21 protein-coding genes are annotated in these 25,497 nt (G+C 71.3%); 14 read left to right on the top strand and 7 right to left on the bottom strand.

Annotated features, from left to right (window positions below):
• Nucleotides 1-32 precede the first annotated feature (32 nt).
• A complete protein-coding gene (locus tag ACFWFI_RS04645) occupies nt 33-1,967 on the top strand; it encodes a cellulase family glycosylhydrolase (protein WP_387385431.1) in 1,935 nt (644 codons plus the stop codon).
• Nucleotides 1,968-2,020: 53 nt separating this feature from the next.
• Nucleotides 2,021-4,375: a glycoside hydrolase family 3 N-terminal domain-containing protein gene (locus ACFWFI_RS04650; protein ID WP_387385434.1), complete on the top strand. Its 2,355-nt coding sequence runs from the start codon at nt 2,021-2,023 to the stop codon at nt 4,373-4,375.
• A gap of 70 nt (nt 4,376-4,445) precedes the next feature.
• On the opposite strand, the gene ACFWFI_RS04655 is transcribed toward ACFWFI_RS04650, so the two are convergent.
• The 3 genes from ACFWFI_RS04655 to ACFWFI_RS04665 all read right to left on the bottom strand — a co-directional run bounded on the left by ACFWFI_RS04655 (nt 4,446) and on the right by ACFWFI_RS04665 (nt 8,236).
• Complete coding sequence (locus ACFWFI_RS04655) at nt 4,446-5,780, bottom strand: MFS transporter (protein WP_387385531.1); 1,335 nt, start codon at nt 5,778-5,780, stop codon at nt 4,446-4,448.
• Nucleotides 5,781-5,951: 171 nt separating this feature from the next.
• A complete protein-coding gene (locus ACFWFI_RS04660; protein ID WP_387385436.1) occupies nt 5,952-7,259 on the bottom strand; it encodes a glucarate dehydratase family protein in 1,308 nt (435 codons plus the stop codon).
• Entirely contained in the window at nt 7,256-8,236 is a 981-nt protein-coding gene (locus tag ACFWFI_RS04665; RefSeq protein WP_387385439.1) for a 5-dehydro-4-deoxyglucarate dehydratase, read from the bottom strand. The genes ACFWFI_RS04660 and ACFWFI_RS04665 overlap by 4 nt, the downstream gene beginning before the upstream one ends.
• 88 nt (nt 8,237-8,324) lie before the next feature.
• Here ACFWFI_RS04665 and ACFWFI_RS04670 point away from each other — a divergent pair, with 88 nt between their 5' ends.
• The gene (locus ACFWFI_RS04670) at nt 8,325-9,119 is read left to right on the top strand and encodes an IclR family transcriptional regulator (protein ID WP_387385441.1); all 795 of its coding nucleotides are present in this window, start codon (nt 8,325-8,327) and stop codon (nt 9,117-9,119) included.
• A gap of 14 nt (nt 9,120-9,133) precedes the next feature.
• Entirely contained in the window at nt 9,134-9,298 is a 165-nt protein-coding gene (locus ACFWFI_RS04675; RefSeq protein ID WP_387385443.1) for a hypothetical protein, read from the top strand.
• Nucleotides 9,299-9,376: 78 nt separating this feature from the next.
• Here ACFWFI_RS04675 and ACFWFI_RS04680 read toward each other — a convergent pair whose 3' ends face one another.
• On the bottom strand, nt 9,377-9,814 hold the full coding sequence (locus ACFWFI_RS04680) for an Asp23/Gls24 family envelope stress response protein (protein WP_387385445.1): 438 nt from the start codon (nt 9,812-9,814) through the stop codon (nt 9,377-9,379).
• Nucleotides 9,815-10,093: 279 nt separating this feature from the next.
• Between ACFWFI_RS04680 and ACFWFI_RS04685 the strand changes: the two genes are divergently transcribed.
• The 4 genes from ACFWFI_RS04685 (at nt 10,094) to ACFWFI_RS04700 (ending at nt 14,506) form a co-directional block, all read left to right on the top strand.
• Nucleotides 10,094-11,251, top strand: coding sequence for an acyl-CoA dehydrogenase family protein (locus ACFWFI_RS04685; RefSeq protein ID WP_387385447.1), 1,158 nt, complete (start codon nt 10,094-10,096; stop codon nt 11,249-11,251).
• Between the two features lie 20 nt (nt 11,252-11,271).
• A complete protein-coding gene (locus ACFWFI_RS04690; protein ID WP_387385449.1) occupies nt 11,272-12,147 on the top strand; it encodes an acyl-CoA thioesterase in 876 nt (291 codons plus the stop codon).
• A 28-nt stretch (nt 12,148-12,175) separates the two neighbouring features.
• Complete coding sequence (locus ACFWFI_RS04695; RefSeq protein ID WP_387385451.1) at nt 12,176-13,147, top strand: cation diffusion facilitator family transporter; 972 nt, start codon at nt 12,176-12,178, stop codon at nt 13,145-13,147.
• A gap of 126 nt (nt 13,148-13,273) precedes the next feature.
• The gene (locus ACFWFI_RS04700; protein WP_387385454.1) at nt 13,274-14,506 is read left to right on the top strand and encodes a cytochrome P450 family protein; all 1,233 of its coding nucleotides are present in this window, start codon (nt 13,274-13,276) and stop codon (nt 14,504-14,506) included.
• Nucleotides 14,507-14,524: 18 nt separating this feature from the next.
• Here the strand turns inward: ACFWFI_RS04700 and ACFWFI_RS04705 are convergent, their stop codons facing one another.
• A complete protein-coding gene (locus ACFWFI_RS04705) occupies nt 14,525-15,679 on the bottom strand; it encodes an epoxide hydrolase family protein (protein WP_387385456.1) in 1,155 nt (384 codons plus the stop codon).
• A gap of 63 nt (nt 15,680-15,742) precedes the next feature.
• Between ACFWFI_RS04705 and ACFWFI_RS04710 the strand changes: the two genes are divergently transcribed.
• On the top strand, nt 15,743-16,729 hold the full coding sequence (locus ACFWFI_RS04710; protein WP_387385458.1) for a helix-turn-helix transcriptional regulator: 987 nt from the start codon (nt 15,743-15,745) through the stop codon (nt 16,727-16,729).
• Here the strand turns inward: ACFWFI_RS04710 and ACFWFI_RS04715 are convergent.
• Nucleotides 16,681-17,478, bottom strand: a complete 798-nt coding sequence (locus tag ACFWFI_RS04715) for a phosphatase (protein ID WP_387385460.1) — start codon at nt 17,476-17,478, stop codon at nt 16,681-16,683. The genes ACFWFI_RS04710 and ACFWFI_RS04715 overlap by 49 nt on opposite strands.
• A gap of 155 nt (nt 17,479-17,633) precedes the next feature.
• Nucleotides 17,634-18,248, bottom strand: a complete 615-nt coding sequence (locus tag ACFWFI_RS04720; protein WP_387385462.1) for an SACE_7040 family transcriptional regulator — start codon at nt 18,246-18,248, stop codon at nt 17,634-17,636.
• A gap of 110 nt (nt 18,249-18,358) precedes the next feature.
• On the opposite strand from ACFWFI_RS04720, the gene ACFWFI_RS04725 reads away from it, so the two are divergent.
• The 5 genes from ACFWFI_RS04725 to ACFWFI_RS04745 all read left to right on the top strand — a co-directional run bounded on the left by ACFWFI_RS04725 (nt 18,359) and on the right by ACFWFI_RS04745 (nt 25,469).
• A complete protein-coding gene (locus tag ACFWFI_RS04725; RefSeq protein ID WP_387385464.1) occupies nt 18,359-19,975 on the top strand; it encodes a carboxyl transferase domain-containing protein in 1,617 nt (538 codons plus the stop codon).
• Between the two features lie 13 nt (nt 19,976-19,988).
• Nucleotides 19,989-22,037: an ATP-binding protein gene (locus ACFWFI_RS04730; protein WP_387385465.1), complete on the top strand. Its 2,049-nt coding sequence runs from the start codon at nt 19,989-19,991 to the stop codon at nt 22,035-22,037.
• A gap of 17 nt (nt 22,038-22,054) precedes the next feature.
• The gene (locus tag ACFWFI_RS04735; protein ID WP_387385533.1) at nt 22,055-22,984 is read left to right on the top strand and encodes a hydroxymethylglutaryl-CoA lyase; all 930 of its coding nucleotides are present in this window, start codon (nt 22,055-22,057) and stop codon (nt 22,982-22,984) included.
• Between the two features lie 6 nt (nt 22,985-22,990).
• Nucleotides 22,991-24,157, top strand: coding sequence for an acyl-CoA dehydrogenase family protein (locus ACFWFI_RS04740; RefSeq protein ID WP_387385467.1), 1,167 nt, complete (start codon nt 22,991-22,993; stop codon nt 24,155-24,157).
• 283 nt (nt 24,158-24,440) lie between these two features.
• Nucleotides 24,441-25,469, top strand: coding sequence for an ABC transporter substrate-binding protein (locus ACFWFI_RS04745; protein ID WP_387385470.1), 1,029 nt, complete (start codon nt 24,441-24,443; stop codon nt 25,467-25,469).
• Nucleotides 25,470-25,497: the final 28 nt, after the last annotated feature.

Consider the following 25,497-nt stretch of genomic DNA (forward strand, 5'->3'; position numbering starts at 1 on the left):
ACCCCCGCACATCGAAGAGGACCTGTAGAACCATGCGACGCCACAGCGCCCAGCTCTCCCACGACTCCGCCGTCCTCCCGTGGCTCGGCGCCAACTTCTGGTCCCGCACCGGTGGTCCGCTGATGTGGCGGAACTACGAGCCGAAGACGGTGCGCGAGGAGCTGGCCGTGCTCCGGGAGCACGGTCTGAACATGACGCGGTCCTTCTTCTACTGGCCCGACTTCCACCCCGAGCCCGGACGCATCGACGAGGAACTCTGCGACCGGTTCCGGGACTTCCTGGACGCCCACCACGAGCTGGGCATGGGCACGGTCCCCACCTTCATCGTCGGTCACATGTCGGGCGAGAACTGGGACCCGGCCTGGCGCGGTGACCGGGACCTCTACGAGGACGTGTGGCTCGTCGGCCGGCAGGCGTGGTTCGTCTCCCAGATGACCCGCCGCTTCAAGGACCACCCGGCGGTCACGGGCTGGCTGATCACCAACGAGATGCCCGGCTACGGCCGGATCTACCAGGTCGACCCGCCCTCCAGCGATGTCGTCACCGCCTGGGCCCAGTTCATGTGCGACGCCGTGCGCGCGGCGGGCGGCACCCAGCCGGTGTCGCTCGGCGACGGCGCGTGGGGCATCGAGGTGACCGGCCGCGACAACGGCTTCTCGCTTCGGGAGACCGCCGAGTACGTCGACTTCGTGGGGCCGCACGTCTACCGCTCCGACACCGACCGGCCGCGCCAGCACTACCGGGCCGCGTTCGAGTGCGAACTCGCCGCCGTGACCGGTCAGCCGGTCGTCCTGGAGGAGTTCGGGCTCTCCACCGACACGGTCTCGGCCGCGAACGCGGGGATCTTCTACCGGCAGACCCTGCACAACTCGCTGCTCGGCGGGGCCACCGGCTGGATGGCCTGGAACAACACGGACTACGACGACCTGTGGGAGCAGTCGCCGTACGACCACCACCCCTTCGAGATGCACTTCGGGATCACCGACAGTGCCGGACGCCCGAAGGAGCCGCTGCGTGAACTGGCGTCCTTCGCGAAGGTCCTGGAGCAGGTCGACTTCCCGCGCTGCCGCCGCACCGACGCGGACGCGGCTCTCGTCGTGCCCGCCTTCCTGGAGCGCGGATACCCCTACAGCCGTCCCGCCGACCGCCCGCTGATCTTCACCTCGCTGCACCAGGGCTATGTGGCGGCGCGCGGCGCCGACCTGCCGGTGGCGTTCGCGCGGGAGGCGGACGGGCTGCCGGAGGACGCCTCGCTGTATCTGCTGCCCTCGACGCGTCAGCTGACCACCCGCACCCGCCGCGCGCTGGAGCACAGGGCCAGGGAGGGGGCCACGGTCTATCTGTCGTTCTGCTCGGGTGAGTACCCGACGACCCGCGGCCCGTGGTTCCACGACCTCGACGGGCTGTTCGGGGTGGAGCTCCAGTTGTCCTACGGGGTCGCCGAGCCGATCGAGGACGACGTCCTGGAGATGACGTTCACCGAGGACTTCGGCTCGATAGCCGCGGGCGAGGTCCTGACGTTCCCGGTCGCGGGCAACGAGGACAGCCGCGCCTATCTGCCCGTCGTCCCGGACGGCGCACGGGTCGTCGCCACCGACGCGCACGGCCGCCCGGCGCTGCTGCGCCACGAGACGGGCGCGGGCCGCACCGTCCTCGCCACGTATCCGCTGGAGCACATGGCCGCCCGTACGGCCCGCGCCAACCCTGAGCAGACCCACCGGCTGTACGCGGCGCTGGCCGAACTCGCGGGAGCGGCAAGGCCGGTGACCGTCGACACCCCGTACGTCAGCGCCGACACCCTGGTGCGCGAGGACGGCACGCGCTTCCTGTGGCTGGTGAGCCAGTCCGGCGAGGAGCTGACCGTGTGCCCGGCGGCGGACGGGGAACTGCGCGAGCTGGCAGGCGGGGACCCGGTGCGGGACGTGACCCTGCCCCCGTACGGCGTGCGCGTGCTCGAACTGCGCTGACCGCACACCGTCCCCTCCGCCCCCTTGCAGCCGACCCCGAGGTGGTCCACCCGATGTCCGAGCCACTGTTCCGCGACCCCGAGGCGCCTGTCGCCGAACGGCTACGCGATCTGCTGTCGCGGATGACGCTCACCGAGAAGGTGGGCCAGGTCAACCAGCGGATGTATGGCTGGGACGCGTACGAGCGCACCGCTTCCGGACACCGGCTGACGGACGCGTTCCGTGCGGAGGTGGCGGCCTGTGACGGGATGGGCGCACTGTACGGACTCCAGCGCGCCGATCCCTGGTCCGGCGTGACGGCGGAGACGGGGATCGGCGCCACGGACGGGGCGCGGGTCTCCGACGCCGTGCAGCGGCACGTCGTCGAGAACACCAGGCTCGGTATCCCCGTCCTGCTCGTCGAGGAGATGCCGCACGGCCTGCAGGCCCTGGACGGGACCGTGCTGCCGGTCAACCTGGCGGTCGGCGCCACCTGGAATCCGGAGCTGTACGAGGAGGCGGCCGCCCTCGCGGCGGCCCAGCTCCGTGCGCGTGGCGGCCATGTCGCGCTGGTCTCCGCGCTCGACCTGGTGCGGGATCCGCGCTGGGGCCGCGCGGAGGAGTGCTTCGGCGAGGACCCGTATCTGGCGGCGCGGTTCACCGAGGCTCTGGTGCGCGGTGTGCAGGGTCCGGCCGGGGACCGTATCGGGCCGGACCACGCGGCCGTCGTCCTCAAGCACTTCGCCGGGCAGGGGGCGACGGTGGGTGGCCGCAACAGCGCGGCCACCGAGCTGGGCGAGAGGGAGCTGCACGAGATCCATCTCGTGGCGGCGCTGGCCGGAGTGCGGGCCGGAGCCGCGGGCCTCATGGCCGCGTACAACGAGTTCGACGGCGTCCCGTGCGTGGCGAACCGCCGTCTGCTGACCGGGATCCTCCGGGAGCAGTGGGGCTTCGGCGGCCTGGTGATGGCCGACGGGCTCGCGATCGACCGTCTGGTCCGGATGGCCGGTGATCCGGTGGCGGCCGGTGCGCAGGCGCTGCGGGCGGGGACAGACCTGAGCCTGTGGGACGACTGCTACCCGCGGCTGGCGGAGGCGGTCCGGCGGGGGCTGGTCGAGGAGGCCACGCTCGACACGGCGGTGGGACGTGTCCTCGCGCTGAAGTTCCGCCTCGGCCTCTTCGAGCATCCGTACGCCGCCGGGAGGACGCCCGCCCCAGGACCGGACCCCGCGCGCATGGAGCTGATGAGCGAGCGCGTCGCCCGCGAGTCCGTCACCCTGCTCGAACACGACGGGGTGACCCTGCCGCTCGCGGGCCGCCGTGTCGGGACCGTCGCGGTCATCGGGCCGAACGCCGATTCCGTACCGCAGCAGATCGGCGACTACACCGCACCGCAACGGCCCGGCACGGGCAGCAGTGTGCTCGCCGGTATCCGGGCCGCGGCGCCGGAGGGAACCGACGTCACGTACGCCCGGGGCTGCGGCCTCGTCGGCGGCGATGTGCCGGATCTGCCCGAGGCGGTGGCGCTCGCGTCCGCCGCGGATGTGGCGGTGCTGGTCCTCGGCGGATCGAGCGCACGCGAGTCGGGTACGCGTTTCGACGCCAACGGGGCGGCCGTCGTCGCCTCCGGCAATCCGGTGGAGATGACGTGCGGAGAGGGCGTCGACCTGGCCGAACTGGGGCTGCCGGAAGGGCAGTCGGCTCTGCTGGACGCAGTCGCCGCGACCGGGACCCCGGTGGTCGTGGTGCTGGTCCAGGGCCGGCCGCACGCCCTGCCGGACCTCACCGGCAAGGCGGCCGCGGTGCTGAGTGCCTGGTATCCGGGCCCGTGGGGCGGAAGGGCGGTCGCGGACGTGTTGTTCGGCGCGGCCGAGCCACAGGGCCGGCTGCCCGTCTCCGTGCCTCGTTCGGCTGCCCAGCTGCCCGTCTTCTACAACGGGAAGGACCACGGCTACCGCGGCTACGTCGACCAGCCCGCCACCGCCCGGCATCCCTTCGGCCACGGGCTGGCCTACACGACGGTCGAGTACGGCACGCCCCGGCTGTCCCTGCCGTCCGTGCCGGCGGACCGGTTCGACGGGACGGAGCAGCTGAGCTGCACGGTCCGCGTCGCCAACACGGGCGGCCGGGCGGTGCGGGAGACCGTTCAGCTGTACGTACGCCGCCTGATCGGCGGGACCTCGTGGCCGCGGGTGCGCGAACTGCGCGGCTTCGTCCGGGTGGAGCTGGCACCCGGCGAGAGCACCGAGGTCACCTTCCCGGTGGACGCGCACACCCTCGCCTCGTTCACGCATGCGGGGGAATGGGCAGTGGAACCGGGTGGGTTCACCATCGGGACGGGGCCGTCGTCGCACCGCACCCAGGAGGCCCGGCTCACGGTGACGGCGGTGCCTGCGACCGGCGCCCCGGCCGTCGATGAGCGTGGCTGACATGTAGGGCGTCCTCCGGGAGGACCCGGCGGCAGGTCGCTCTCCGCCGGGCCCGGTCGCCCACGTCCGCTCAGGCCGTCCCGGGCCCCGGCCGCGCGGTGGAGCCCGCGCCCTGTACCGCTTCCGGCGCGGGCTCCACCGGCCCCCTCGCCGTACGGGTGCGGATGCGGTCGTTGCGCCCGCCGCCGCGCACCAGCAGCACGCTCACGGCGGCCAGGAAGCCGACGACGGTGAGGCCGACCAGCCCGCCCTTCGTCGAGCCGGTCGTGTCCTCGATGATCCCGAAGGCGGTGGGGGCGACGAACCCGCCGAGGTTGCCGATGGAGTTGACCAGCGCGATGCCGGGAGCGGCGGCCCGGGCGTCGAGGTAGCTCTGCGGGATCGTCCAGAAGACGGGAGAAGCCGGCTTGAACCCCACCGCGGCCAGGCACAGCGCGCCGAGGCCCACCCAGGGCGACACGAAGACCGCGAGCAGCGTGCCGCAGCCGCCGATGAGGAGCAGGACCATCAGGACCGGCCGCCGTTTCCCGATGCGGTCCGAGATCCGCCCGCTGACGTACACGGCGGCGATCGCGCATATCCACGGCACGGATGTCAGCAGCCCCACCTGGAAGTCGCTCAGGCCGCCGATGTCGTCGACGATCGAGGGCAGCCAGAACGTCACCGCGTACAGGGCGACGTTGATCGCGAAGTAGATCCACAGGAAGAGCAGCATCTGGGGGTCGGCGAGCAGCTTCCAGCGGGAGACCCGGGCGCTGGTGCCGCGCTGTGCGTCCCGCGCGTCCTGTTCGGCGTCGATGGTGGTGACGAGGCCGGCCTTCTCCTCGTCGGTGAGCCAGGTGGCCTGCTCGATGCCGGAGTCGAGGTAGCGGTAGACGACGAAGCCGAGGACCACGGAGAAGACGCCCTCCACGAAGAACATCCACTGCCAGCCGGAGTGGCCCCAGAGCCCGTGCATCTCCAGGAGCGCCCCGGAGACGGGGCCGACGATGACGGTCGCCGTGCCGGAGCCCATCAGGAAGACGGAGGTGGCCCGTCCGCGGTGGGAGTCGGGCAGCCAGCGGCTGAAGTAGTAGATGACGGCGGGGAAGAAGCCGGCCTCGGCGACGCCCAGCAGGAAGCGGAGCGCGTAGAACATGCCCGGGCTGTTGACGAAGGCCATCGCGGTGGCGACGACACCCCAGCTGATCATGATGCGGGTGAGCCACACCTTGGCCCCGAACCGCTCCATCAGCATGTTGGAGGGGACCTCGAAGATGGCGTACGCGATGAAGAAGATGCCCGCACCGAGTCCGAAGGCGGCGGCGGACAGCCCGACGTCGGCGCGGAGCTGGTCCTGGGCGAAGCCGAGGTTGACGCGGTCCATGTAGTTCGCGACGAACATCACGAAGAAGAGGGGGACCACGCGGCGGAAGATCTTGCGGATCGCCGACTGCACGACGGCAGGGTGCTGGACTTCGGGGGTGGGGGGAACTGCGGACACGAGCGGCACTCCTTTGTGCGGCCGGACCACCGCCGCTCTCGCGGCGGTGGCTGCTCGCCGTCGGTGCGGTGGGGGCGAGGAGGCGGGGAACGGTTACCAGCGCGGCACGGACGGGGCGGCCCACTGCGGGTCGGTGACTCGCATCGCGGCCTCGTCGTCGCGGTCCTTGTACGTGCCGTCGTCGTCGAGCCATCGCTGGTGGAGGAACGCGAGCCTGTCGCGGTCGAGTTCGACCCCGAGGCCGGGCGCATCGGAGACGGTGACCTTGCCGCCCTCGAAGGTGAGACGCTCGGTGAGGACGTCCTCGGACTGCCAGGGGTAGTGGGAGTCGCAGGCGTGGTGGAGGTTCGGGACGGTGGCGGCCACGTGGGTCATCGCGGCGAGGCTGATGCCGAGATGGGTGTTGGAGTGCATCGACACACCGACACCGAACGTCCGGCATATGGCGGCCAGTTGCTGGGTGTTGCGCAGACCGCCCCAGTAGTGGTGGTCGGAGAGGACGACCTGCACGGCGCCCCGGGTGAAGGCCTCCTTGATCTCGGCGAAGGTCGTGACGCACATGTTGGTGGCGAGCGGTACGCCGGACTTCGCGGCGACCTCGGCCATGGCGGGGACACCGAGCGCAGGGTCCTCCAGGTATTCGAGGACGTCCCGGAGCTCCTCGGCCGCCTCGAGGGAGGTCTCCACGGACCAGGCGCCGTTGGGGTCGAGGCGCAGCGGGTGGCCGGGGAAGGCGGCGGCGAGGGCCTTGATCGCGGCGATCTCCTCGTCCGGAGGGAAGACGCCGCCCTTGAGCTTGAAGGAGGTGAAGCCGTAGCGCTCGGTGAAGATGCGGGCCTGCTCGACGATCCCCGCGGGATCGACGGCGGGGCCCCAGGCGTCCTGCTCGCCGGACTTCTCGCCGGACGGGCCCTCCGGATGGCCGGCGTACTTGTAGAAGAGGTAGGCGCTGTACTCGACGGCGTCGCGGACCTTGCCGCCGAGCAGCGTGTGCACGGGCAGGCCGAGCGCCTTGCCGAGGGCGTCGAGGCAGGCGACCTCGAAGGCGGAGACGACGGACAGGCGCAGCTTGTCGGCGGTCTGGACGCCGCGCAGGCCTCCGACGTCGACCTGGCCGGTGACCCGTGAGGCATCGACGGCCACCTCGTCCGCCGCGAGGAACAGGCCGTTGAGGTCGTCGGCCTGTCGGCCTATCAGCTGTTCGGCGAGGGGCCGGGCCAGCTCCAGGTACTTGGTGTCGCCGTAGGTCTCACCGAGGCCGGTCGTCCCGTCGGCCGTGACCACCTCCACGATCAGGCGGGGCGTGTACGGCTGGTGGACACCCGCGGTGTTCAACAGCGGCGGGTCGGCGACCAGGATCGGGGTCAGCGTCACGTCCGTGATGGTGAGGTCGCGGGTCACAGGGCGGCTCCTACGAGGTCGAGTCCGGTGGTGAGCAGGGTCTTGAGTTCGGCGAGGTCGGTGGCCGAGGGGTCGGTGAGCGGGGCTCGCACGGGTCCGACCCGTCGGCCGCGCAGCCGGGCCGCGGCCTTCACCAGCGACACGGCGTATCCGGGGACTCGGTCACGGAGTTCGACGAGCGGGACGTAGAAGTCGCGCAGCAGCTTGTCGACCGTCCCGTTGTCGCCGTCGCGCAGGGCGGCGAAGAAGGCGTTCGAGATCTCGGGGGCGAAGGCGTGGACGGCGGAGGAGTAGGCGGGGACACCGACGGTGGCGTAGGCGCGGGCCTGGATCTCCGCGGTGGCGGCGCCGTTGAAGAAGAGGAAGTCCTCGGGGGCGGCGAGGGTCAGGCGCTGGAGGCGGTCGAGGTCGCTGTGGCCGTCCTTGACGCCGATGACGCCGGGGATGCGGGCGATGCGGCGGAGCGAATCGGCGGTGTAGGCGACCTGGCCGCGCTGGTAGGCGATGAGCGGGAGCCGGGTGCGCGCGGCGACGTGCCGGAGCTGGGCGACCAGTCCGTCCTGCGGCGCGGCGGTGAGGTAGTGCGGCAGGACGAGGAGCGCGTCGGCGCCCGACTCCTCGGCGATGCGGGCGAACCGGGCGGCCTGCGCCCAGCCGTAGCCGGTGCCGGCCACGACCGGGAGGCGGCCGGCCGCCTCCTCGACGGTGATCGAGACGACCTGCCGGTACTCGTCCTCGTCCAGTGAGAAGAACTCACCGGTGCCGCATGCGGGGAAGACGGCGCCCGGGGCGGTGGCGAGCCGTTCCGCCACGTAGCCGCGGAAGCCGTCCGGGTCGAAGGACCCGTCCTCGTGGAAGCTGGTCAGCGGGAAGGACAGCACACCGCCCGCCATCCCTTTCCGCAGCCGTCGCGCCACGTCCTCCGAGGCCTCTGTGCCGGTGTCGAGACTCACGCCATCTCCCCATGTAGACGTCATCCATGTATGAAGATGGAGGCTAGAGAGGCGGACCTCGGGGCGTCAATGGGTATGCACCGCGGTTCTCCGGCCCGATTACGATCGGCGCATGTCAGAGACAAGGGGCGAGGCGGGCGGCGTCCGCGAGGTGAAGTCCGCGGCACGCACGGTCGAGCTGCTGGAGGTACTGGCCGCACGCGGCGACCGTCCGGCGCGGCTCCAGGAGCTGGCGGACGAACTCGGCGTGCCGCGCAGCTCGATGTACGCGCTGCTCCAGACGCTGATATCGCGCGGCTGGGTCCGCACGGACCTGACCGGCTCCCTGTACGGAATCGGCATCCACGCCCTGCTCACCGGCACCAGCTATCTCGATTCCGATCCCCGGCTGCGGGTTGTACGGCCGTATCTCGACGAGGCGTCCGAGGCGCTGGGCGAGACCATCCACATGGGCCGGCTGGACGGGCGGGACGTGGCGTACCTGGCCACGCGGGAGTCGCACGAGTACCTGCGGACGATCAGCCGCGTCGGGCGGCGGCTGCCGGCACACGTGGGTGCGCTGGGCAAGGCGCTGCTGGCCGAGCGGCCGGACGAGGAGCTGCCCGAGGGCCCGTACGAGGCACTGACACCCAACACCCACACGGACAGGGGCGCCCTGCTGGCCGACCTCGCGGAGATCCGGGCGCGCGGGTACGCCGTGGACCGGGAGGAGGGCGTATCGGGGCTCGTCGGCTTCGGCTTCGCGCTGCGGTACGACAACCCGCCGCAGGACGCCGTCAGTTGCTCGGTCCCCGTGGCCCGGCTGACGCCGGAGCACGAAGGGCGGATCGTGGCGGTGATGCGGGAGATCCGGGCGAAGGCGGAAGCCACGGGTCCGGCCGGCAGCGGGTCCGCGCACTGGCGTTAACGGCCTGCGGCGCAATGGACACGCACTCGCACCGCACCGGGGCGGTCCGCCTCGCGCCGAAGGACTGCGGCAGGAGAGCCGGCGCGTCGATCCGCGTCTCCATGGTCCCGCCGGGATTCGTGGCCACCGGCTCCGCCGACCCGGCCCGTCACCCCGTCGGGCCGCCGTTCACCCGGTGACCCGTAGGGCCCCGACGGTCCACCACGGCACCGACAGTGCCGGGCGCCCCGGTGGTGGGCACGGGGACGCGGGGGCGGTCACTGCACGCGCGCGGAGGACCGGCCGCCGTCCTTTTCGTCGTCGTCATCGTCACCCGGGATGTGGACGTCGAAGACGTTGATGTTGATCTCGACGACCTCCAGGCCCGTCATCGTCTCCACCGCGTCGGTCACATGGGTCCTGACCTTGTCGGCGAGCTCGTGGATCGGAATGCCGTACTCGACCTCGATGTCGACGTCGACAGCGGTCTGCTTCTCCCCCACCTCCACCTTCACGCCCCGCCCGCCGCCGGAGGACCCGCCCACGCGGCCCGCGACGGCGCCCATCGCCTTGGACGCGCCGCGGCCCACCGAATGCACACCCTCGGTCTCACGGATGGCGATTCCGGCGATGGTGGCCACCACTCCGTCGGCGATGGTGGTCCTGCCACGCGTCTTCTCACCCGAACTTCCGCCCGAGGTCTCGAATTCAGCCATGACTGCCTCACAGAGAGTTGATGCGGCGAGGCTGCTCGCGTCCTCACCGGCTCCTCATTTCACTGTGCGCCTGCCCGCCGTCCCCCGCCATCGAGGCATACACAGCGCTCGCCGCGGCCACGCTCCGCGACCGGCAGCCCGCCGACTCCCCGTCGAGGAGCCGGGCGTGCTCAGCATCACCCTGGACAGCCACCGTGACCGCCGGGTAACTTTTGCCCAGGACTGAGCAAGCGCTTAGCCACTGCGACCGAAGCCGAAGCTGACACCAGGAGGCACCCCGTGCGCCGTACGGTTTACAACGAGGACCACGAGGCGTTCCGGGAGACCATCCGCGCCTTCATCGAGGCCGAGGTCGTTCCCGTCTACGACGAGTGGTTCGCGGCGGGCCAGGCGCCTCGCGACTTCTACTACAAGCTGGCCGAGCTCGGCATCTTCGGCATCGAGGTGCCCGAGGAGTACGGCGGCGCCGGCGAGGAGTCCTTCAAGTTCGAGGCGGTCCTGTACGAGGAGACCGCGCGCGCGGGCATCTCCTTCGGCGGTTCCGGGGTGCACGTCCTGCTCTGCCTGCCGTACCTCAAGGCGTACGCCACCGAGGAGCAGAAGAAGCGCTGGCTGCCGGACTTCGTCTCCGGCAAGTCCATGTACGCCATAGCCATGACCGAGCCGGGCACCGGTTCGGACCTGGCCGGCATGAAGACGACCGCCAAGCTCTCCGAGGACGGCACGCACTACGTCCTCAACGGCTCCAAGACCTTCATCACCGGTGGTGTGCACGCCGACAAGGTCATCGTCTGCGCCCGCACGGACGCCCCCAAGGCCGACGACCGCCGCCACGGCATCTCGCTCCTGGTGGTCGACACCAAGTCCGAGGGCTACTCGGTCGGCCGCAAGCTCGACAAGCTGGGCCTGAAGGTCTCCGACACCGCCGAGCTGGCCTTCGTGGACGTCAAGGTCCCCGTCGACGACCTGCTGGGCGAGGAGAACAAGGGCTTCTCCTACCTCGGCCAGAACCTGCCGCAGGAGCGTCTGGGCATCGCCGTCGGCGCGTACGCGCAGGCAGCCGCCGCCGTGCGGTTCGCCCAGCAGTACACGCAGGACCGCACCGTCTTCGGCAAGACCGTCGCGTCGTTCCAGAACACCAAGTTCGAGCTGGCCGCCTGCAAGGCCGAGGTCGACGCGGCCGAGGCCGTCTGCGACCGGGCGATCGAGGCCCTGGACGCCGGTGAGCTCACGCCCGCCGAGGCCGCCTCGGCGAAGCTGTTCTGCACCGAGGTCGCGCACCGCGTGATCGACCGCTGCCTCCAGCTGCACGGCGGCTACGGCTTCATGAACGAGTACCCGATCGCCCGCCTGTACACGGACAACCGTGTCAACCGCATCTACGGCGGCACCAGCGAGGTCATGAAGTCCATCATCGCCAAGTCCATGGGCCTCTGAGAGCGGCTACGTTCTCATCCATGAGCGCAGCACTTGACTCCCTGCTCGATCTGCTCGACCTGGAGCGGATCGAGCAGGACATCTTCCGGGGCATGAGCCGTTCGGCGGTCGTGCCCCGCGTATTCGGCGGCCAGGTCGCGGCACAGGCCCTGGTCGCCGCCGGGCGTACGGTCCCCGAGGACCGGGGCGCCCACTCCCTGCACGCGTACTTCCTGCGCCCCGGGGACCCGGGCGCGCCGATCGTCTACAGCGTGGACCGGATCCGCGACGGGCGGTCCTTCACCACCCGCCGGGTCGTCGCCGTCCAGCACGGCAAGCCGATCTTCCACCTCTCGGCGTCGTTCCAGGTCCACGAGGAGGGCATGGACCACCAGGCGGTCATGCCCCCCGCCCCGGACCCGGAGACCCTGCCGACGGCGGCGGAGATGCTGCCCCGGTACGCGGACCGCTTCACCGACCCGCGCATGGTGGACCGGCTGCTGGAGGCCCGGGCCGCGGTCGACCTGCGGTATGTCGACGCCCCGCCGTTCGCCACCGCCGGCGAACCGCGCGAGCCGCGCTCCCAGGTCTGGTTCCGGACGCACGGCAAGCTGGCGGACGATCCACTGCTCCATGTCTGCATGGCGACGTACGTCTCCGACATGACCCTGCTCGACTCCGTGCTGCTCGCCCACGGGCGCGGCGGCTGGTCGGTCGGCGACGTGGTGGGCGCCAGCCTGGACCACGCGATGTGGTTCCACCGCCCCTTCCGGGCCGACGAGTGGCTGCTGTACGACCAGGAGTCGCCGTCCGCGTCCGGCGGACGCGGTCTCGGGCAGGCCAGGATCTACACGGCGGACGGGAGGCTGGCCATCACGGTCATCCAGGAGGGCCTGGTCCGCGTCCCGAGGGACTGAAGCCACACATTCGGACATACTGCCCACCATGAGTGACGCCACGAGTGACGAGCAGACCGGTGGCAGCGAGTCCACGTTCACCGTCGTCGTCGCGGCGGCCGCCAATCTCGGTATCGCGGTGGCGAAGCTGGTGGCGGGCCTGATCAGCGGTTCGAGCGCGATGCTCTCGGAGGCCGCGCACTCGGTCGCCGACACCGTCACCGAGCTCATGCTCCTCACCGCGCTCAAGCGCAGCGGGAAGCCGCCCGACGAGGACCACCCGCTGGGTTACGGCCCCGAGCGGTACATCTGGGCGATGCTCGCCGCCGTCGCGACGTTCGTCGGTGGCGCGGTGTTCTCCCTGTACGACGGCATCCACACCCTGATCCGGGGTGAGGAGCTCGGCGATCCGCTGGTCTCGTACCTCGTGCTCGCGGTCGCCTTCCTGCTGGAGGGCTTCTCGCTGCGTACGGGCGTCCGGCAGGTGCGCGGTGAGGCCGCGCGGCTCCGGATGCCCGCGCCGCACTATCTGCGCCGGACCCCCGACACGGCGGTCAAGGCCGTGGTCATGGAGGACTCGGCGGCCCTTGCCGGGCTGCTGCTGGCGGCCGGTGGCCTGCTCGGCGGGCAGCTGACCGGATCCGCGGTGTGGGACGGCGTCGCATCGATCCTCATCGGCGTACTGCTGGTGTACGTGGCGTGGGTGCTCTGCCGGGCCAACGCCCAGCTGCTGATCGGCCGGCCGCTGCCCGCCGAGATGCGGACCGGGGTGCGCGAGGAGCTGCTGTCCGTGCCGCACATCGTCGAGGTGGTGGAGCTGACCACGCTGATCCAGGGTCCCTCGGAGCTGCTGGTCGCCGCGAAGATCGACTTCCGGGACGCGTCGACGGCCGCGCAGATCGAGTGGGCGTGCGAGGAGGCGGAGCAGCAACTGCGGGAGCGCTACCCGTCGATCCAGCGGGTGTACCTGGATCCGACTCCCGGGCGCGCCCAGCGGCTCGCGGCGCGCTCCGGCGGCTGATCCGGGCGCGCACTGGAGGGCCGTACAACCGGATGTGAGGGTTTGGCGAGGGCGTGGGTCCGGAGGCCGGCCGCTGGGTAGGCCGGTGCCGATCACGCCGCCCGAGCCGACCGAGGTGTCCTCGCCATGACCCAGCCCGCAGCCCCCATCGTCCTCGATCCGGCCGCCCGCGACGCGGACGCCGAACACGAACGGTTACGCGCCCAGGGCCCCGCCACGCGAATCGACATCCTCGGTGTGGAGGCCTGGTCCGTGACCGACCCGGCCCTGCTGAAGGAGCTCCTGACCAGCCCGGACGTCTCCAAGGACGCCCGCCGGCACTGGCCCGGCTTCGAGGAGGCCGTCCAGACCTGGCCGCTGGCCCTGTGGATCGCCGCCACGAACATGTTCACCGCCTACGGAGGCGACCACCGCCGCCTGCGCCGCATCGTCGCCCCGGCGTTCAGCGCCCGGCGCGTCGCCGCGCTGAGGCCGACCGTCGAAGGCATCGTGGAGAAGCTCCTGGACTCCCTGGAGACCACTCCCCCGGGCGAAGTCGCCGACATCCGCGACCTGTTCGCCTATCCGCTGCCCATCACGGTCATCGGCCGGCTCCTGGGTGTTCCCGACGACCGGGCCAACGAGTTCCGTGCCCTCGTCAACGACGTGTTCTCCACGACCCTGACCCCCGAGGAAGCCGCCTCCAACACCGAGCAGTTGTACGCAATGCTCGACGCACTCATCGCCGCCAAACGGGCCGAGCCGGGTGAGGACATGGCGTCCGTGCTGATCGCCCTGGGCGAGGAAGGCATGGACGGGCAGGGGCTGGCCGAGGAGGAGCTGCGCGACACACTGCTCCTGATGATCAACGCCGGCTACGAGACCACCGTCAACCTGATCGACCAGGCCGTGACGAACCTGCTCACCGACCCGGGCCAGCTCGCCCACGTGCGTGAGGGCCGCGCGTCGTGGTCGGACGTCGTGGAGGAGACCCTGCGCCATTCCCCACCGGTCAAGCACCTCCCCCTGCGGTACGCCGTGGCCGACATCCCGCTGCCCGACGGACGGACCATCGCCAAGGGCGAGGCGATCCTCGCCTCCTACGCGGCGGCCAACCGGCATCCCGGCTGGCACGACGACCCGGACGCCTTCGACGTCACCCGGATCACCAAGGAGCACCTCGCCTTCGGTCACGGGATCCACTTCTGCCTCGGTGCGGCACTGGCCAGGATGGAGGGCGAGATAGCGCTGAGCGCCTTCTTCGACCGATTCCCCGACGCCGAGATCGCCCCCGGGGAAGGGGACATGGGACCGGTGGCCTCGCTGATCAGCAACGGCCACCGGTCACTGCCCGTACGCCTGCGCCCGAGAGAGTCCTGACCGGGCGCGGGCGGCGTCTCAGCCGAGGCTCGCGAAGAACTCCCGTACGTCCTCGGTCAGGAGTGCCGGCTGCTCCAGGGCGAGGAAGTTGCCGCCGCGGTCGAACTCGGTCCAGCGCACGACGTGGTGGTCGCGCTCGGCGAAGCGGCGGATCGCCACGTCGGACGGCAGCGCGACGGCCACCGCGGTGGGTACGGTGCCGGGCTCCTTGGGCGCCCAGGCGCTCGGGTCGTGGGCCATCTCGTAGTAGAGGTGGGCCGAGGATCCCGCCGTACCGGTGAACCAGTACAGGCTGACGTTGGTGAGCAGGGTGTCGCGGTCCACCGCGTCCTCGGGCAGTTCCTTGGCGGTGTCCGTCCACTCCTTGAACTTCTCCACGATCCAGGCCAGCTGGCCGGCCGGTGAGTCGTTCAGCCCGTAGGCCACCGTCTCGGGGCGGGTCGACTGGATGGCGTTGAAGCCCATCTTGTCGTCGCGGAACTGCTGCAGCCGCTCCAGCCTCGTCCGCTCGCCGTCGGTGAGCCCTGCGAAGTCCGCGGGGTCGTCCGAGGGGAAGGTGACCAGGCCGTTCACATGGACGCCCTTCACCCGCTCCGGGGCGACCCGGCCCATCTCGCCCGCGATCCAGGCCCCGCCCCCGTTGCCCTGAACCCCGTAACGGTCGTAGCCGAGACGGGACATGACCACGGTGAACGCCTTCGCGATCCGGCCGGTGTTCCAGCCCGCCGACGTCAGGGGGCCGGAGAAGCCGACACCCGGCGTCGACGTGACGACGACGTGGAAGTCACGCGACAGCGGCTCGATGACGTCGATGAACTGGACGAACGATCCCGGCCAGTCGTGGATCAGCAGCAGCGGGGTGGCGTCCGCGTTGTCGGAGCGGACGTGCGCGAAGTGGATGTCCTGCCCGTCGACCTCCGTGACGTACTGCGGGAACGCGTTGAGCCGCTCCTCCGCCTTGCGCCAGTCGAAGCCGTCCGCCCAGTACGCGGCGAGCTCCTTCAGATAGCCGGCGGGAACGCCTCGCGACCAGTCGTCGACGCCCTGCACCCCGGTGTTCCAACGGGTCCTGACGAGGCGGTCGCGCAGGTCGTCGAGGTCCGCCTGCGGGATGTCGACCCGGAAGGGACGGACGGAGGTGTCTGCGGCTGCGGTCTTGCTGCTGTTCTCCATGAATGAAATCCTAGGATCGCTATAGGCACGGTTCATTCCTATTGGGACGGCGGGCGTCGAACGATGCTGGATACCTCCGCACGTCTGCTGCGACTGCTTTCCCTGCTCCAGTCACCCCGCGAGTGGCCGGGGTCCGAGCTCGCCGACCGGCTCGGGGTGAGCGGCCGGACGGTGCGCAACGACATCGAACGCCTCCGCACCCTCGGCTATCCGGTGGACGCCACTCGCGGTTCGACGGGTGGGTACCGGCTCGCGGCGGGCAGCGCGATGCCCCCACTGCTCCTGGACGACGAGGAGGCCGTCGCGGTGACGGTCGCCCTGCGCAATGTGGCACAGAGCGCGCTCGCCGGGATGGAGGACACCTCGAGCCGCGCCCTCGCCAAGCTGGAGCAGGTGCTGCCCTCGCGCCTGCGCCGGCGCGTCCGCACCCTGCAGCGGTACGCCGTGCCCGTACCGGCGGACCGGCCCGCGCCGGAGACGGACACGGAGCTGCTCATGACGCTGACGGCCGCCTGCCGTGACCACGAGCGCCTGCGCCTGGACTACCGCGACCACTCCGGTACGTCGGCCCGCCGGCTGGTCGAGCCCCAGCGCGTCGTGAACTGGGGACGCCGCTGGTACCTCGTGGCGTGGGACGTGGACCGCGACGCCTGGCGCACCTTCCGCGTGGACCGGATCACGCCCCGGCTGCCGGCCGGCCCGCGGTTCGCGCCCCGCGAGGACCCGGACGGCAACGCCGCGGCGTACGTCGCCGGCAGGGCGTCGGCCGCCGCCTGGCGTCACCACGCCCGGGTGACGGTCCACGCGCCCGCTCCGGCGGTGCTGGAGCGGATCAACCCCGCGGTGGGCACGGTCGAGACCGTCGACGCGGAGACCTGCGTCCTGGACACCGGGGCCGATTCCCTGGACTCGCTCGCGGTCCACCTGGGCATGCTCGGCTTCGACTTCACTGTGACGGAGCCGGCCGGCCTGGTCACCCACCTGAGGGAACTGGCGGCGCGTTACGCCCGATCGACGGAGGGGAGCAGCCCGGCCGCGTCGAGCAGGTAGTCGGTCATCGGGTCGTAGTAGCGCGGGTCGGCGACATGGTCGTCCAGCGGCACGGTCACCTGGAGGGTGCCCTCCGCCTCGCCCAGGAACAGCGCGGGGTCGTTGCAGTCCGCGTAGCCGATCGAGTCGATCCCGCGCTGCCCCGCGCATCCGGCCCAGCCGTGGTCGGCCACGACCAGATCGGGCCGCGGCCGGCCCTCGCGCTCCAGGCCGTCGAGGATGGCGGCCATCGGGACCGGCGAGTGCGTGTGCCACAGGGTCGCGCCGCGCTCCAGTACGGCGACGTCGGCGAACTGGAAGACCATGCCCTCGTCGGCCATCAGGCCGCCGGGGATCCGTACGATCTCGCACCCGGCGTCCCGCAGGGCGTTCGCGGTCTGCCGGTGCACGTCGAGCAGACCGCCCGGGTGCCCGGTCGCGAGCAGCACCCGCTCGCCGTCCGCCGCCGCCTTGCGCAGCCGGGCCGCCATCCGGTCGAGGGCGTCGACCGTCAGTTCCGGGTCGATGGTGTCCTGTCCCTGCCGGTGCTCGGGGTCGTCGTTGACCCCGCATCTCTCGGCCATCACGGCAAGCACGTCCTGCTCGTCACGCCAGCGGTCGCCGAGCTCCAGCCCCAGCCAGAAATGGCGGTTGCCGTTGGCGAGCTGGCGGTAGTGGGAGAGGTTGTTGTCGCGTGGAGTGGCGACGTCGCCCGCGATACGGGTGCGGACGAGGTGCTCGACGAGGGCAGCACGGCTGGGTATCGGCATGCACCCATTGTGCCGTCGGGGACGCACTGTGTGCCCGGTGTCTCGAACGGCGGAATCCCGCCACGGCGTCGCGGAGTGGCCCGGACCGAGCGCCACCGGCCTGACCTGCCCCGGCTTCGTGGCGGCGGTGGCCCCGGGTGCGCAGACCGCCCCGGTTACGAGGCCGCCGCCTCGAAGGCGCCCCGCGCCAGCCGGTGCAGCAGGGCGGCCGTGGCCGTGCGGTCCGGGAGGGCCTCGGGGCGGGTCAGATGGGGGGTGGAGTTCAGCAGGCCGAACACCGCGTGGACGGTGACCCGGGCCTCGCTCTCCACGAGGGCCGGGTAGAGGGCCCGGACGACCTCGACCCAGACCTCCACGTACTGCCGCTGGAGCTGGCGCACACGCTTGCGGTCCGTGTCGCGCAGGCGGTCCAGCTCGCGGTCGTGGAGGGTGATCAGAGGGCGGTCGTCGAGGGCGAAGTCGATGTGGCCCTCGATGAGGGCGTCCAGGAGGGCGTCCGGGGAACCGTCCCGGGAGGCGCCGTCCTCGGTGACGCGCAGCCTGCCGCCGGCCAGCAGGCGCTCGCTGATACCGACGAGCAGTTCGGCGAGCATCGCGTCCTTGCCGGGGAAGTGGCGGTAGAGGCCGGGGCCGCTGATACCGACCGCCGCCCCTATCTCGTCGACCCCGACACCGTGGAAGCCGCGCTCGGCGAAGAGGCGGGCCGCCTCTCTGAGGATCTGCTCGCGGCGGGTGGGAGCCGCGACACGGGCGGCGGCATGGGTGCTCATGAGGATTCATTCTAGACAGGCGGGTTAGCGCTCGTTAACCTGAGCGCAATGCGTTAACGCTCATTAACTACCGTCCGACTACCGCGGTACGGGCAAGGGGGCTCGACAGGATGCAGCAGGCACCGGTCCTGGTGAGCGCGGCCGATCCCGCCTCGGAGGCCTGGCAGGCCAACGAGGCGGCGCATCACGCGCTCGCCGAGGAGCTGCGCACGCGGCTCGCCACGGCACGGCTCGGCGGGGGTGAGAAGGCCCGCGCCCGGCATGTGGCGCGCGGCAAGCTGCTGCCCCGCGAGCGGGTGGACACGCTGCTCGATCCCGGCTCGCCGTTCCTGGAGCTGGCGCCGCTCGCGGCCGAGGGGCTGTACGGGGGCTCGGCGCCGGCGGCCGGGGTGATCGCCGGAATCGGGCGGGTCAGCGGCCGTGAGTGCGTGATCGTCGCCAATGACGCGACCGTCAAGGGCGGCACGTACTACCCGATGACCGTGAAGAAGCACCTCCGTGCCCAGGAGGTGGCCCTGGAGAACCGGCTGCCGTGCCTCTATCTGGTGGACTCGGGGGGCGCGTTCCTCCCGATGCAGGACGAGGTGTTCCCCGACCGGGACCACTTCGGGCGGATCTTCTACAACCAGGCCCGGATGTCGGGCGCCGGCATCCCGCAGATCGCGGCGGTGCTCGGTTCCTGCACGGCGGGCGGCGCGTATGTGCCGGCCATGAGCGACGAGGCCGTCATCGTCCGGAACCAGGGCACGATCTTCCTGGGCGGCCCCCCGCTCGTGAAGGCGGCCACCGGTGAGGTCGTGACGGCGGAGGAGCTGGGCGGCGGTGAGGTGCACTCCCGCACGTCCGGGGTCACCGACCATCTCGCCGAGGACGACGCGCACGCGCTGCGGATCGTACGGAACATCGTCGCGACGCTCCCCGCCCGCGGCCCGCTCCCCTGGTCCGTGGAGCCCGCCGAGGAGCCGAAGGCGGATCCCGCGGGCCTCTACGGAGCGGTGCCCGTCGACTCGCGTACGCCCTACGACGTGCGGGAGGTCATCGCCCGGGTGGTGGACGGCTCGCGCTTCGCCGAGTTCAAGGCGGAGTACGGCCAGACGCTGATCACCGGCTTCGCCCGCATCCACGGCCATCCCGTCGGCATCGTCGCCAACAACGGGATCCTGTTCTCGGAGTCCGCCCAGAAGGGCGCCCACTTCATCGAGCTGTGCGACCAGCGAGGCATCCCGCTGGTGTTCCTCCAGAACATCTCCGGCTTCATGGTCGGCCGGGACTACGAGGCCGGCGGAATCGCCAAGCACGGCGCCAAGATGGTGACGGCCGTGGCCTGCACGAGGGTGCCGAAGCTGACGGTCGTGGTCGGCGGGTCGTACGGCGCCGGGAACTACTCCATGTGCGGCCGGGCGTACGGGCCGCGCTTCCTGTGGATGTGGCCGAACGCCAAGATCTCGGTCATGGGCGGCGAGCAGGCCGCCTCCGTGCTGGCCACCGTCAAGCGGGACCAGATCGAGGGCCGCGGCGAGGAGTGGCCCGCCGAGGAGGAAGAGGCCTTCAAGGATCCGGTCCGCGCGCAGTACGAGCAGCAGGGCAACGCCTACTACGCCACGGCCCGGCTCTGGGACGACGGCGTGATCGACCCGACGGAGACCCGGCAGGTGCTGGGGCTCGCCCTGACCGCGTGTGCCAACGCCCCGCTGGGCGAACCCAGTTTCGGCGTCTTCCGGATGTGATGTGAGGACTTCCATGTTCAGCACTGTTCTGGTCGCCAACCGTGGCGAGATCGCGGTCCGGGTCATCCGGACCCTGCGCGAGCTCGGCGTGCGGTCGGTCGCCGTCTTCAGCGACGCCGACGCGGACGCCCGGCACGTACGGGAAGCGGATACGGCGGTACGGATCGGGCCCGCCCCTGCCGCGGAGAGCTATCTGTCGGTGGAACGGCTGCTGGACGCCGCCCGCCGCACGGGCGCCGAGGCCGTCCATCCGGGATACGGCTTCCTCGCCGAGAACGCGGGCTTCGCCCAGGCCTGCGCGGAGGCGGGGCTGGTCTTCATCGGGCCGCCCGCTCCGGCGATCTCGCTGATGGGCGACAAGATCCGCGCCAAGGAGACCGTCGCCGCGGCCGGGGTCCCGGTGGTGCCAGGTTCCTCCGGGAGCGGCCTCACCGACGCGCAACTGGGCGCGGCCGCACGGGAGATCGGCATGCCCGTGCTGCTGAAGCCGTCGGCGGGCGGAGGCGGCAAGGGCATGCGGCTGGTGCGCGAGGAGGCGCTGCTGGCCGACGAGATCGCGGCGGCCCGGCGCGAGGCGCGCGCCTCGTTCGGGGACGACACGCTCCTCGTCGAGCGGTGGATCGACCGGCCGCGCCACATCGAGATCCAGGTCCTGGCCGACGCACACGGCAATGTGATCCATCTCGGAGAGCGCGAGTGCTCGCTCCAGCGCCGCCACCAGAAGATCATCGAGGAGGCGCCCTCGGTCCTGCTCGACGAGCGCACCCGTGCGGCGATGGGTGAGGCGGCCGTGCAGGCGGCACGATCCTGCGGGTATGTCGGCGCGGGGACGGTCGAGTTCATCGTCCCGGGCAACGACCCCTCCTCCTACTTCTTCATGGAGATGAACACCCGCCTCCAGGTCGAGCACCCGGTGACCGAGCTGATCACCGGCCTGGACCTGGTCGAGTGGCAGCTGCGGGTCGCATCCGGCGTTCGACTGCCCTACGGCCAGGCCGACATCACACTCACCGGGCATGCCGTGGAGGCCCGTGTCTGCGCGGAGGACCCGGCGCGCGGCTTCCTCCCGTCCGGCGGCACGGTGCTGGCGCTGCACGAGCCGCAGGGCGGCGGGCTCCGGACGGACTCGGGGCTCAGCGAGGGCGTGCCGGTCGGGAGTACCTACGACCCGATGCTCTCGAAGGTCATCGCGTACGGCCCCGACCGGCCCACGGCGCTGCGCCGGCTCCGCGCGGCGCTGGCGGACACGGTGGTGCTGGGCGTGCCGACGAACGCGGGGTTCCTGCGGCGGCTGCTGGCCCATCCGGCGGTGGCCGCGGGCGACCTGGACACCGGCCTCGTGGAGCGGGAGGCGGCCGGCCTGGTGCCGGACGGGGTGCCGGAGGAGGTGTACGCGGTGGCGGCGCTGCTGCGGCAGGCGTCCCCCACGCCGTCCGCCGGGTGGGTCGATCCGTTCTCGGTGCCCAGCGGCTGGCGGCTGGGCGGCACACCCGCGGAAACCTTCCACCACTTCCGGGTCCCGGGCCACGACCCGGTGCGCGTGGGCCTGCGTACGGGCGCGGAGGGCTCGGTCGCGCTGACGTTCGGCCACGCCGGGGACCGGGAGGGGCAGGCGGACCCGTGCGGTCCGGTGCCCCCGCTGCCCGGCGCGGAGAGCTCCCGGCTCGTCGAGGCGTCGGGGCGGCGTGTCGTCGTCGAACTCGACGGCCTCACCCACACGTTCAGCCGGGCATCGTCCCCGGACGGGGTCTGGCTCGGCCGGGACGGCGACACCTGGCACGTCCAGGACCACGACCCGGTGGAGGCGTCCCTCGGCAACGCCGCCCGTTCGGGCGCGGACACGCTCGCCGCGCCCATGCCCGGGACCGTCACGGTGGTGAAGGTGGCGGTCGGGGACGAGGTCGTGGCCGGGCAGAGCCTGCTGGTCGTCGAGGCGATGAAGATGGAGCACGTCATCTCGGCCCCGCATGCCGGGACGGTGACCGAGCTGGACGTCACCGCCGGTGCCACGGTCGCCATGGACCAGATCCTGGCTGTTGTGGCCCCGAAGGAGGAATCGTGACCGACACCGGACTGCCCATGACGGTGCCCGTGCCGGGACTGCCGGCCCGGGTCCGTATCCATGAGGTCGGCGCCCGCGACGGACTGCAGAACGAGAAGTCCGTCGTACCGACCGAGGTGAAGGCGGAGTTCGTCCGCCGGCTCGCGGAGGCCGGGCTCTCCACGATCGAGGCGACCAGCTTCGTGCACCCCAAGTGGGTGCCACAACTGGCGGACGCGGAGCAGCTGTTCCCGATGCTCGGCGAGATCGCGGACGTCGGGGACGTGGCGCTCCCCGTCCTCGTGCCGAACGAACGCGGCCTGGACCGGGCGCTCGCGCTCGGTGCCCGCCGGATCGCCGTCTTCGGGTCGGCGACCGAGTCGTTCGCCGCCCGAAATCTCAACCGCACGGTCGACGAGTCACTCGCCATGTTCGAGCCGGTCGTCGCCCGCGCCAAGGCGGACAAGGTGCATGTCCGCGGCTATCTGTCGATGTGCTTCGGCGACCCGTGGGAGGGGCCCGTCCCCGTCCACCAGGTCGTCCGGGTCGCCAAGGCGCTGATGGACCTCGGCTGCGACGAGCTCTCCCTCGGCGACACCATCGGCGTCGCCACCCCCGGCCATGTGCAGGACCTGCTCTCCGAGCTGAACGAGGAGGGCGTGCACACCAACAGCATCGGAGTGCACTTCCACGACACGTACGGCCAGGCGCTCTCCAACACCCTGGCCGCGCTCCAGCACGGGGTGGCGACGGTGGACGCCTCGGCGGGCGGCCTGGGCGGCTGCCCCTACGCGAAGAGCGCCACCGGAAACCTCGCCACCGAGGATCTCGTGTGGATGCTCGACGGCCTCGGCATCGAAACCGGGGTCGACCTCGGCGCACTCACCGCCACAAGCGTGTGGATGGCCGAACACCTGGGCCGCCCGAGCCCGTCCCGTACCGTCCGCGCGCTGTCCCACAAGGAGTGAAGCACCATGTCCCTTGACCACCGGCTGACCGCCGAGCACGAGGAACTGCGCCGCACCGTCGAGGAGTTCGCACACGATGTGATCGCCCCGAAGATCGGCGACTTCTACGAACGCCACGAGTTCCCCTACGAGATCGTGCGGGAGATGGGCCGGATGGGCCTGTTCGGGCTGCCCTTCCCGGAGGAGTACGGCGGCATGGGCGGCGACTATCTCGCCCTCGGAATCGCCCTGGAGGAGCTGGCCCGGGTCGACTCGTCCGTGGCGATCACGCTGGAGGCCGGGGTCTCGCTCGGCGCCATGCCGGTCTACCGCTTCGGGACCGAGGAGCAGAAACAGCGGTGGCTGCCGAAGCTCTGCTCGGGCGAGGCGCTCGGCGCGTTCGGGCTGACGGAGCCGGACGGCGGCTCGGACGCGGGCGGCACCCGGACGACGGCCGTGCTGGACGAGGCCACCGGCGAGTGGGTGATCAACGGCTCCAAGTGCTTCATCACCAACTCCGGTACGGACATCACGGAGCTGGTGACGGTGACGGCCGTCACCGGCCGCAAGGACAACGGCGCCCCGCGCATCTCCGCGATCATCGTCCCTTCCGGCACCCCCGGCTTCACGGTGGCCGCCCCCTACTCCAAGGTCGGGTGGAACGCCTCGGACACCCGCGAGCTGTCCTTCTCCGACGTCCGCGTCCCGGCGGCGAACCTGCTGGGCGAGGAGGGCCGCGGGTACGCGCAGTTCCTGCGGATCCTGGACGAGGGCCGGATCGCCATCTCGGCGCTGTCGACGGGTCTGGCCCAGGGCTGTGTGGACGAGTCGCTGAAGTACGCGAAGGAGCGGCACGCCTTCGGGAAGCCGATCGGCGCCAACCAGGCGATCCAGTTCAAGATCGCGGACATGGAGACGCGGGCGCACATGGCCCGGATCGGCTGGCGCGACGCGGCCTCGCGGCTCGTGGCGGGCGAACCGTTCAAGAAGGAGGCGGCCATCGCGAAGCTGTACTCCTCGACGGTGGCGGTGGACAACGCCCGTGAGGCGACGCAGATCCACGGCGGGTACGGCTTCATGAACGAGTACCCGGTGGCCCGGATGTGGCGCGACTCCAAGATCCTGGAGATCGGCGAGGGCACGAGCGAGGTCCAGCGGATGCTGATCGCCCGGGAACTGGGCATGGACGCCTGACGGACGGACTTCGAGGCTCACCGTGCCGCATATGGACGATGACTTCGGCGTGATCGCCAAGGTGTGCCCGGACATCGACATGCTGCGCCTCCAGCCGGTCACCGGCTGAGCCGGACGCCCGCGGCAGCCGCCTTCCCTCGTCACGGGAAGGCGGCTTTCCCATGCGCGGTAACGGAACGGCCGCTCCCCCTTGCCCTCCCCGATCGCAGTGTGTGAGGTTAGGCTAGCCTTCCCTCGAATCGTCAGCGGGCGCCCTGGGGCGCGTACGAAAGCAGACACACTCATGCCCAACCTCCGGACCAGCTCACTCTCCCGCCGCGGCCTGCTGGCCGCCGGTGGCGCCGTCGGTCTCGGTGCCGTCCTCGCGGCATGCGGCGACAGCGACGAGAAGAGCTCCACCTCGGGTTCGGGTGCGGAGAAATCCGGCCCCTGGTCCTTCAAGGACGACCGCGGGCAGACGGCCGAGGCCGATTCCGCGCCGAAGAACATAGTCGCGTTCATCGGTGTCGCCGCCGCACTCCACGACTACGGCGTCGAGGTCAAGGGCGTCTTCGGTCCCACGAAGACCTCCGACGGCAAGGCCGACGTACAGGCCGGCGACCTCGACATCAGCAAGGTCGAGGTGCTCGGCAACGTCTGGGGCGAGTTCAACGTCGAGAAGTACGCCGGTCTCGCACCGGAGCTCCTCGTGACCGCCATGTGGGAGAAGGACGCCCTCTGGTACGTGCCGGACGAGTCCAAGGACAAGATCCTCAAGCTGGCCCCGAGCGTCGCCCTGTGGGCCGCGCAGACCACGGTCCCCAAGGCGATCCAGCGCCACGAGGACCTCGCCGCCTCCCTCGGCGCCGACGTCAAGGCCAAGAAGGTCACCGACGCCAAGGCCGCCTTCGAGAAGGCCGCGGCCCGGCTGCGCGCCGCCGCCAAGTCCCAGCCGAACATCAAGGTCCTGGTCGGCTCGGCCAGCCAGGACCTGTTCTACGTCTCGCTCGCCAAGACGTCCGCCGACACCCTGTACTTCCAGGAGCTCGGCGTGCAGTTCGTCGAGCCGAAGGTCAACGAGGCCGGCTTCTTCGAGGAGCTGAGCTGGGAGAACGTCGACAAGTACGACGCCGACATCATCATGATGGACAACCGCTCCTCGGCCCTGCAGCCCGACGCCCTGACCTCGAAGCCGACCTGGGCCGGACTGCCCGCCGTGAAGGCCGGTCAGGTCATCCCGCGTACGACGGAGCCCATCTACTCCTACGACAAGTGCGCACCGATCCTCGACGCCCTCGCCGAGGCCATCGAGAAGGCCAAGAAGGTCGGCTGACCCCCGTGCCCGGCCCGGAGCATCTCCG

Source organism: Streptomyces sp. NPDC060209 (assembly GCF_042728155.1).
In the GTDB taxonomy this organism is placed as follows: domain Bacteria; phylum Actinomycetota; class Actinomycetes; order Streptomycetales; family Streptomycetaceae; genus Streptomyces.

Coding starts and splice junctions, on each gene's coding strand:
- ACFWFI_RS04645 (WP_387385431.1), top strand. CDS start 33: ATGCGACGCCACAGCGCCCAGCTCTCCCACGACTCCGCCGTCCTCCCG.
- ACFWFI_RS04650 (WP_387385434.1), top strand. CDS start 2,021: ATGTCCGAGCCACTGTTCCGCGACCCCGAGGCGCCTGTCGCCGAACGG.
- ACFWFI_RS04665 (WP_387385439.1), bottom strand. CDS start 8,236: ATGACGTCTACATGGGGAGATGGCGTGAGTCTCGACACCGGCACAGAG.
- ACFWFI_RS04670 (WP_387385441.1), top strand. CDS start 8,325: ATGTCAGAGACAAGGGGCGAGGCGGGCGGCGTCCGCGAGGTGAAGTCC.
- ACFWFI_RS04675 (WP_387385443.1), top strand. CDS start 9,134: ATGGACACGCACTCGCACCGCACCGGGGCGGTCCGCCTCGCGCCGAAG.
- ACFWFI_RS04680 (WP_387385445.1), bottom strand. CDS start 9,814: ATGGCTGAATTCGAGACCTCGGGCGGAAGTTCGGGTGAGAAGACGCGT.
- ACFWFI_RS04690 (WP_387385449.1), top strand. CDS start 11,272: ATGAGCGCAGCACTTGACTCCCTGCTCGATCTGCTCGACCTGGAGCGG.
- ACFWFI_RS04695 (WP_387385451.1), top strand. CDS start 12,176: ATGAGTGACGCCACGAGTGACGAGCAGACCGGTGGCAGCGAGTCCACG.
- ACFWFI_RS04700 (WP_387385454.1), top strand. CDS start 13,274: ATGACCCAGCCCGCAGCCCCCATCGTCCTCGATCCGGCCGCCCGCGAC.
- ACFWFI_RS04705 (WP_387385456.1), bottom strand. CDS start 15,679: ATGGAGAACAGCAGCAAGACCGCAGCCGCAGACACCTCCGTCCGTCCC.
- ACFWFI_RS04710 (WP_387385458.1), top strand. CDS start 15,743: ATGCTGGATACCTCCGCACGTCTGCTGCGACTGCTTTCCCTGCTCCAG.
- ACFWFI_RS04715 (WP_387385460.1), bottom strand. CDS start 17,478: ATGCCGATACCCAGCCGTGCTGCCCTCGTCGAGCACCTCGTCCGCACC.
- ACFWFI_RS04720 (WP_387385462.1), bottom strand. CDS start 18,248: ATGAGCACCCATGCCGCCGCCCGTGTCGCGGCTCCCACCCGCCGCGAG.
- ACFWFI_RS04725 (WP_387385464.1), top strand. CDS start 18,359: ATGCAGCAGGCACCGGTCCTGGTGAGCGCGGCCGATCCCGCCTCGGAG.
- ACFWFI_RS04730 (WP_387385465.1), top strand. CDS start 19,989: ATGTTCAGCACTGTTCTGGTCGCCAACCGTGGCGAGATCGCGGTCCGG.
- ACFWFI_RS04735 (WP_387385533.1), top strand. CDS start 22,055: ATGACGGTGCCCGTGCCGGGACTGCCGGCCCGGGTCCGTATCCATGAG.
- ACFWFI_RS04740 (WP_387385467.1), top strand. CDS start 22,991: ATGTCCCTTGACCACCGGCTGACCGCCGAGCACGAGGAACTGCGCCGC.
- ACFWFI_RS04745 (WP_387385470.1), top strand. CDS start 24,441: ATGCCCAACCTCCGGACCAGCTCACTCTCCCGCCGCGGCCTGCTGGCC.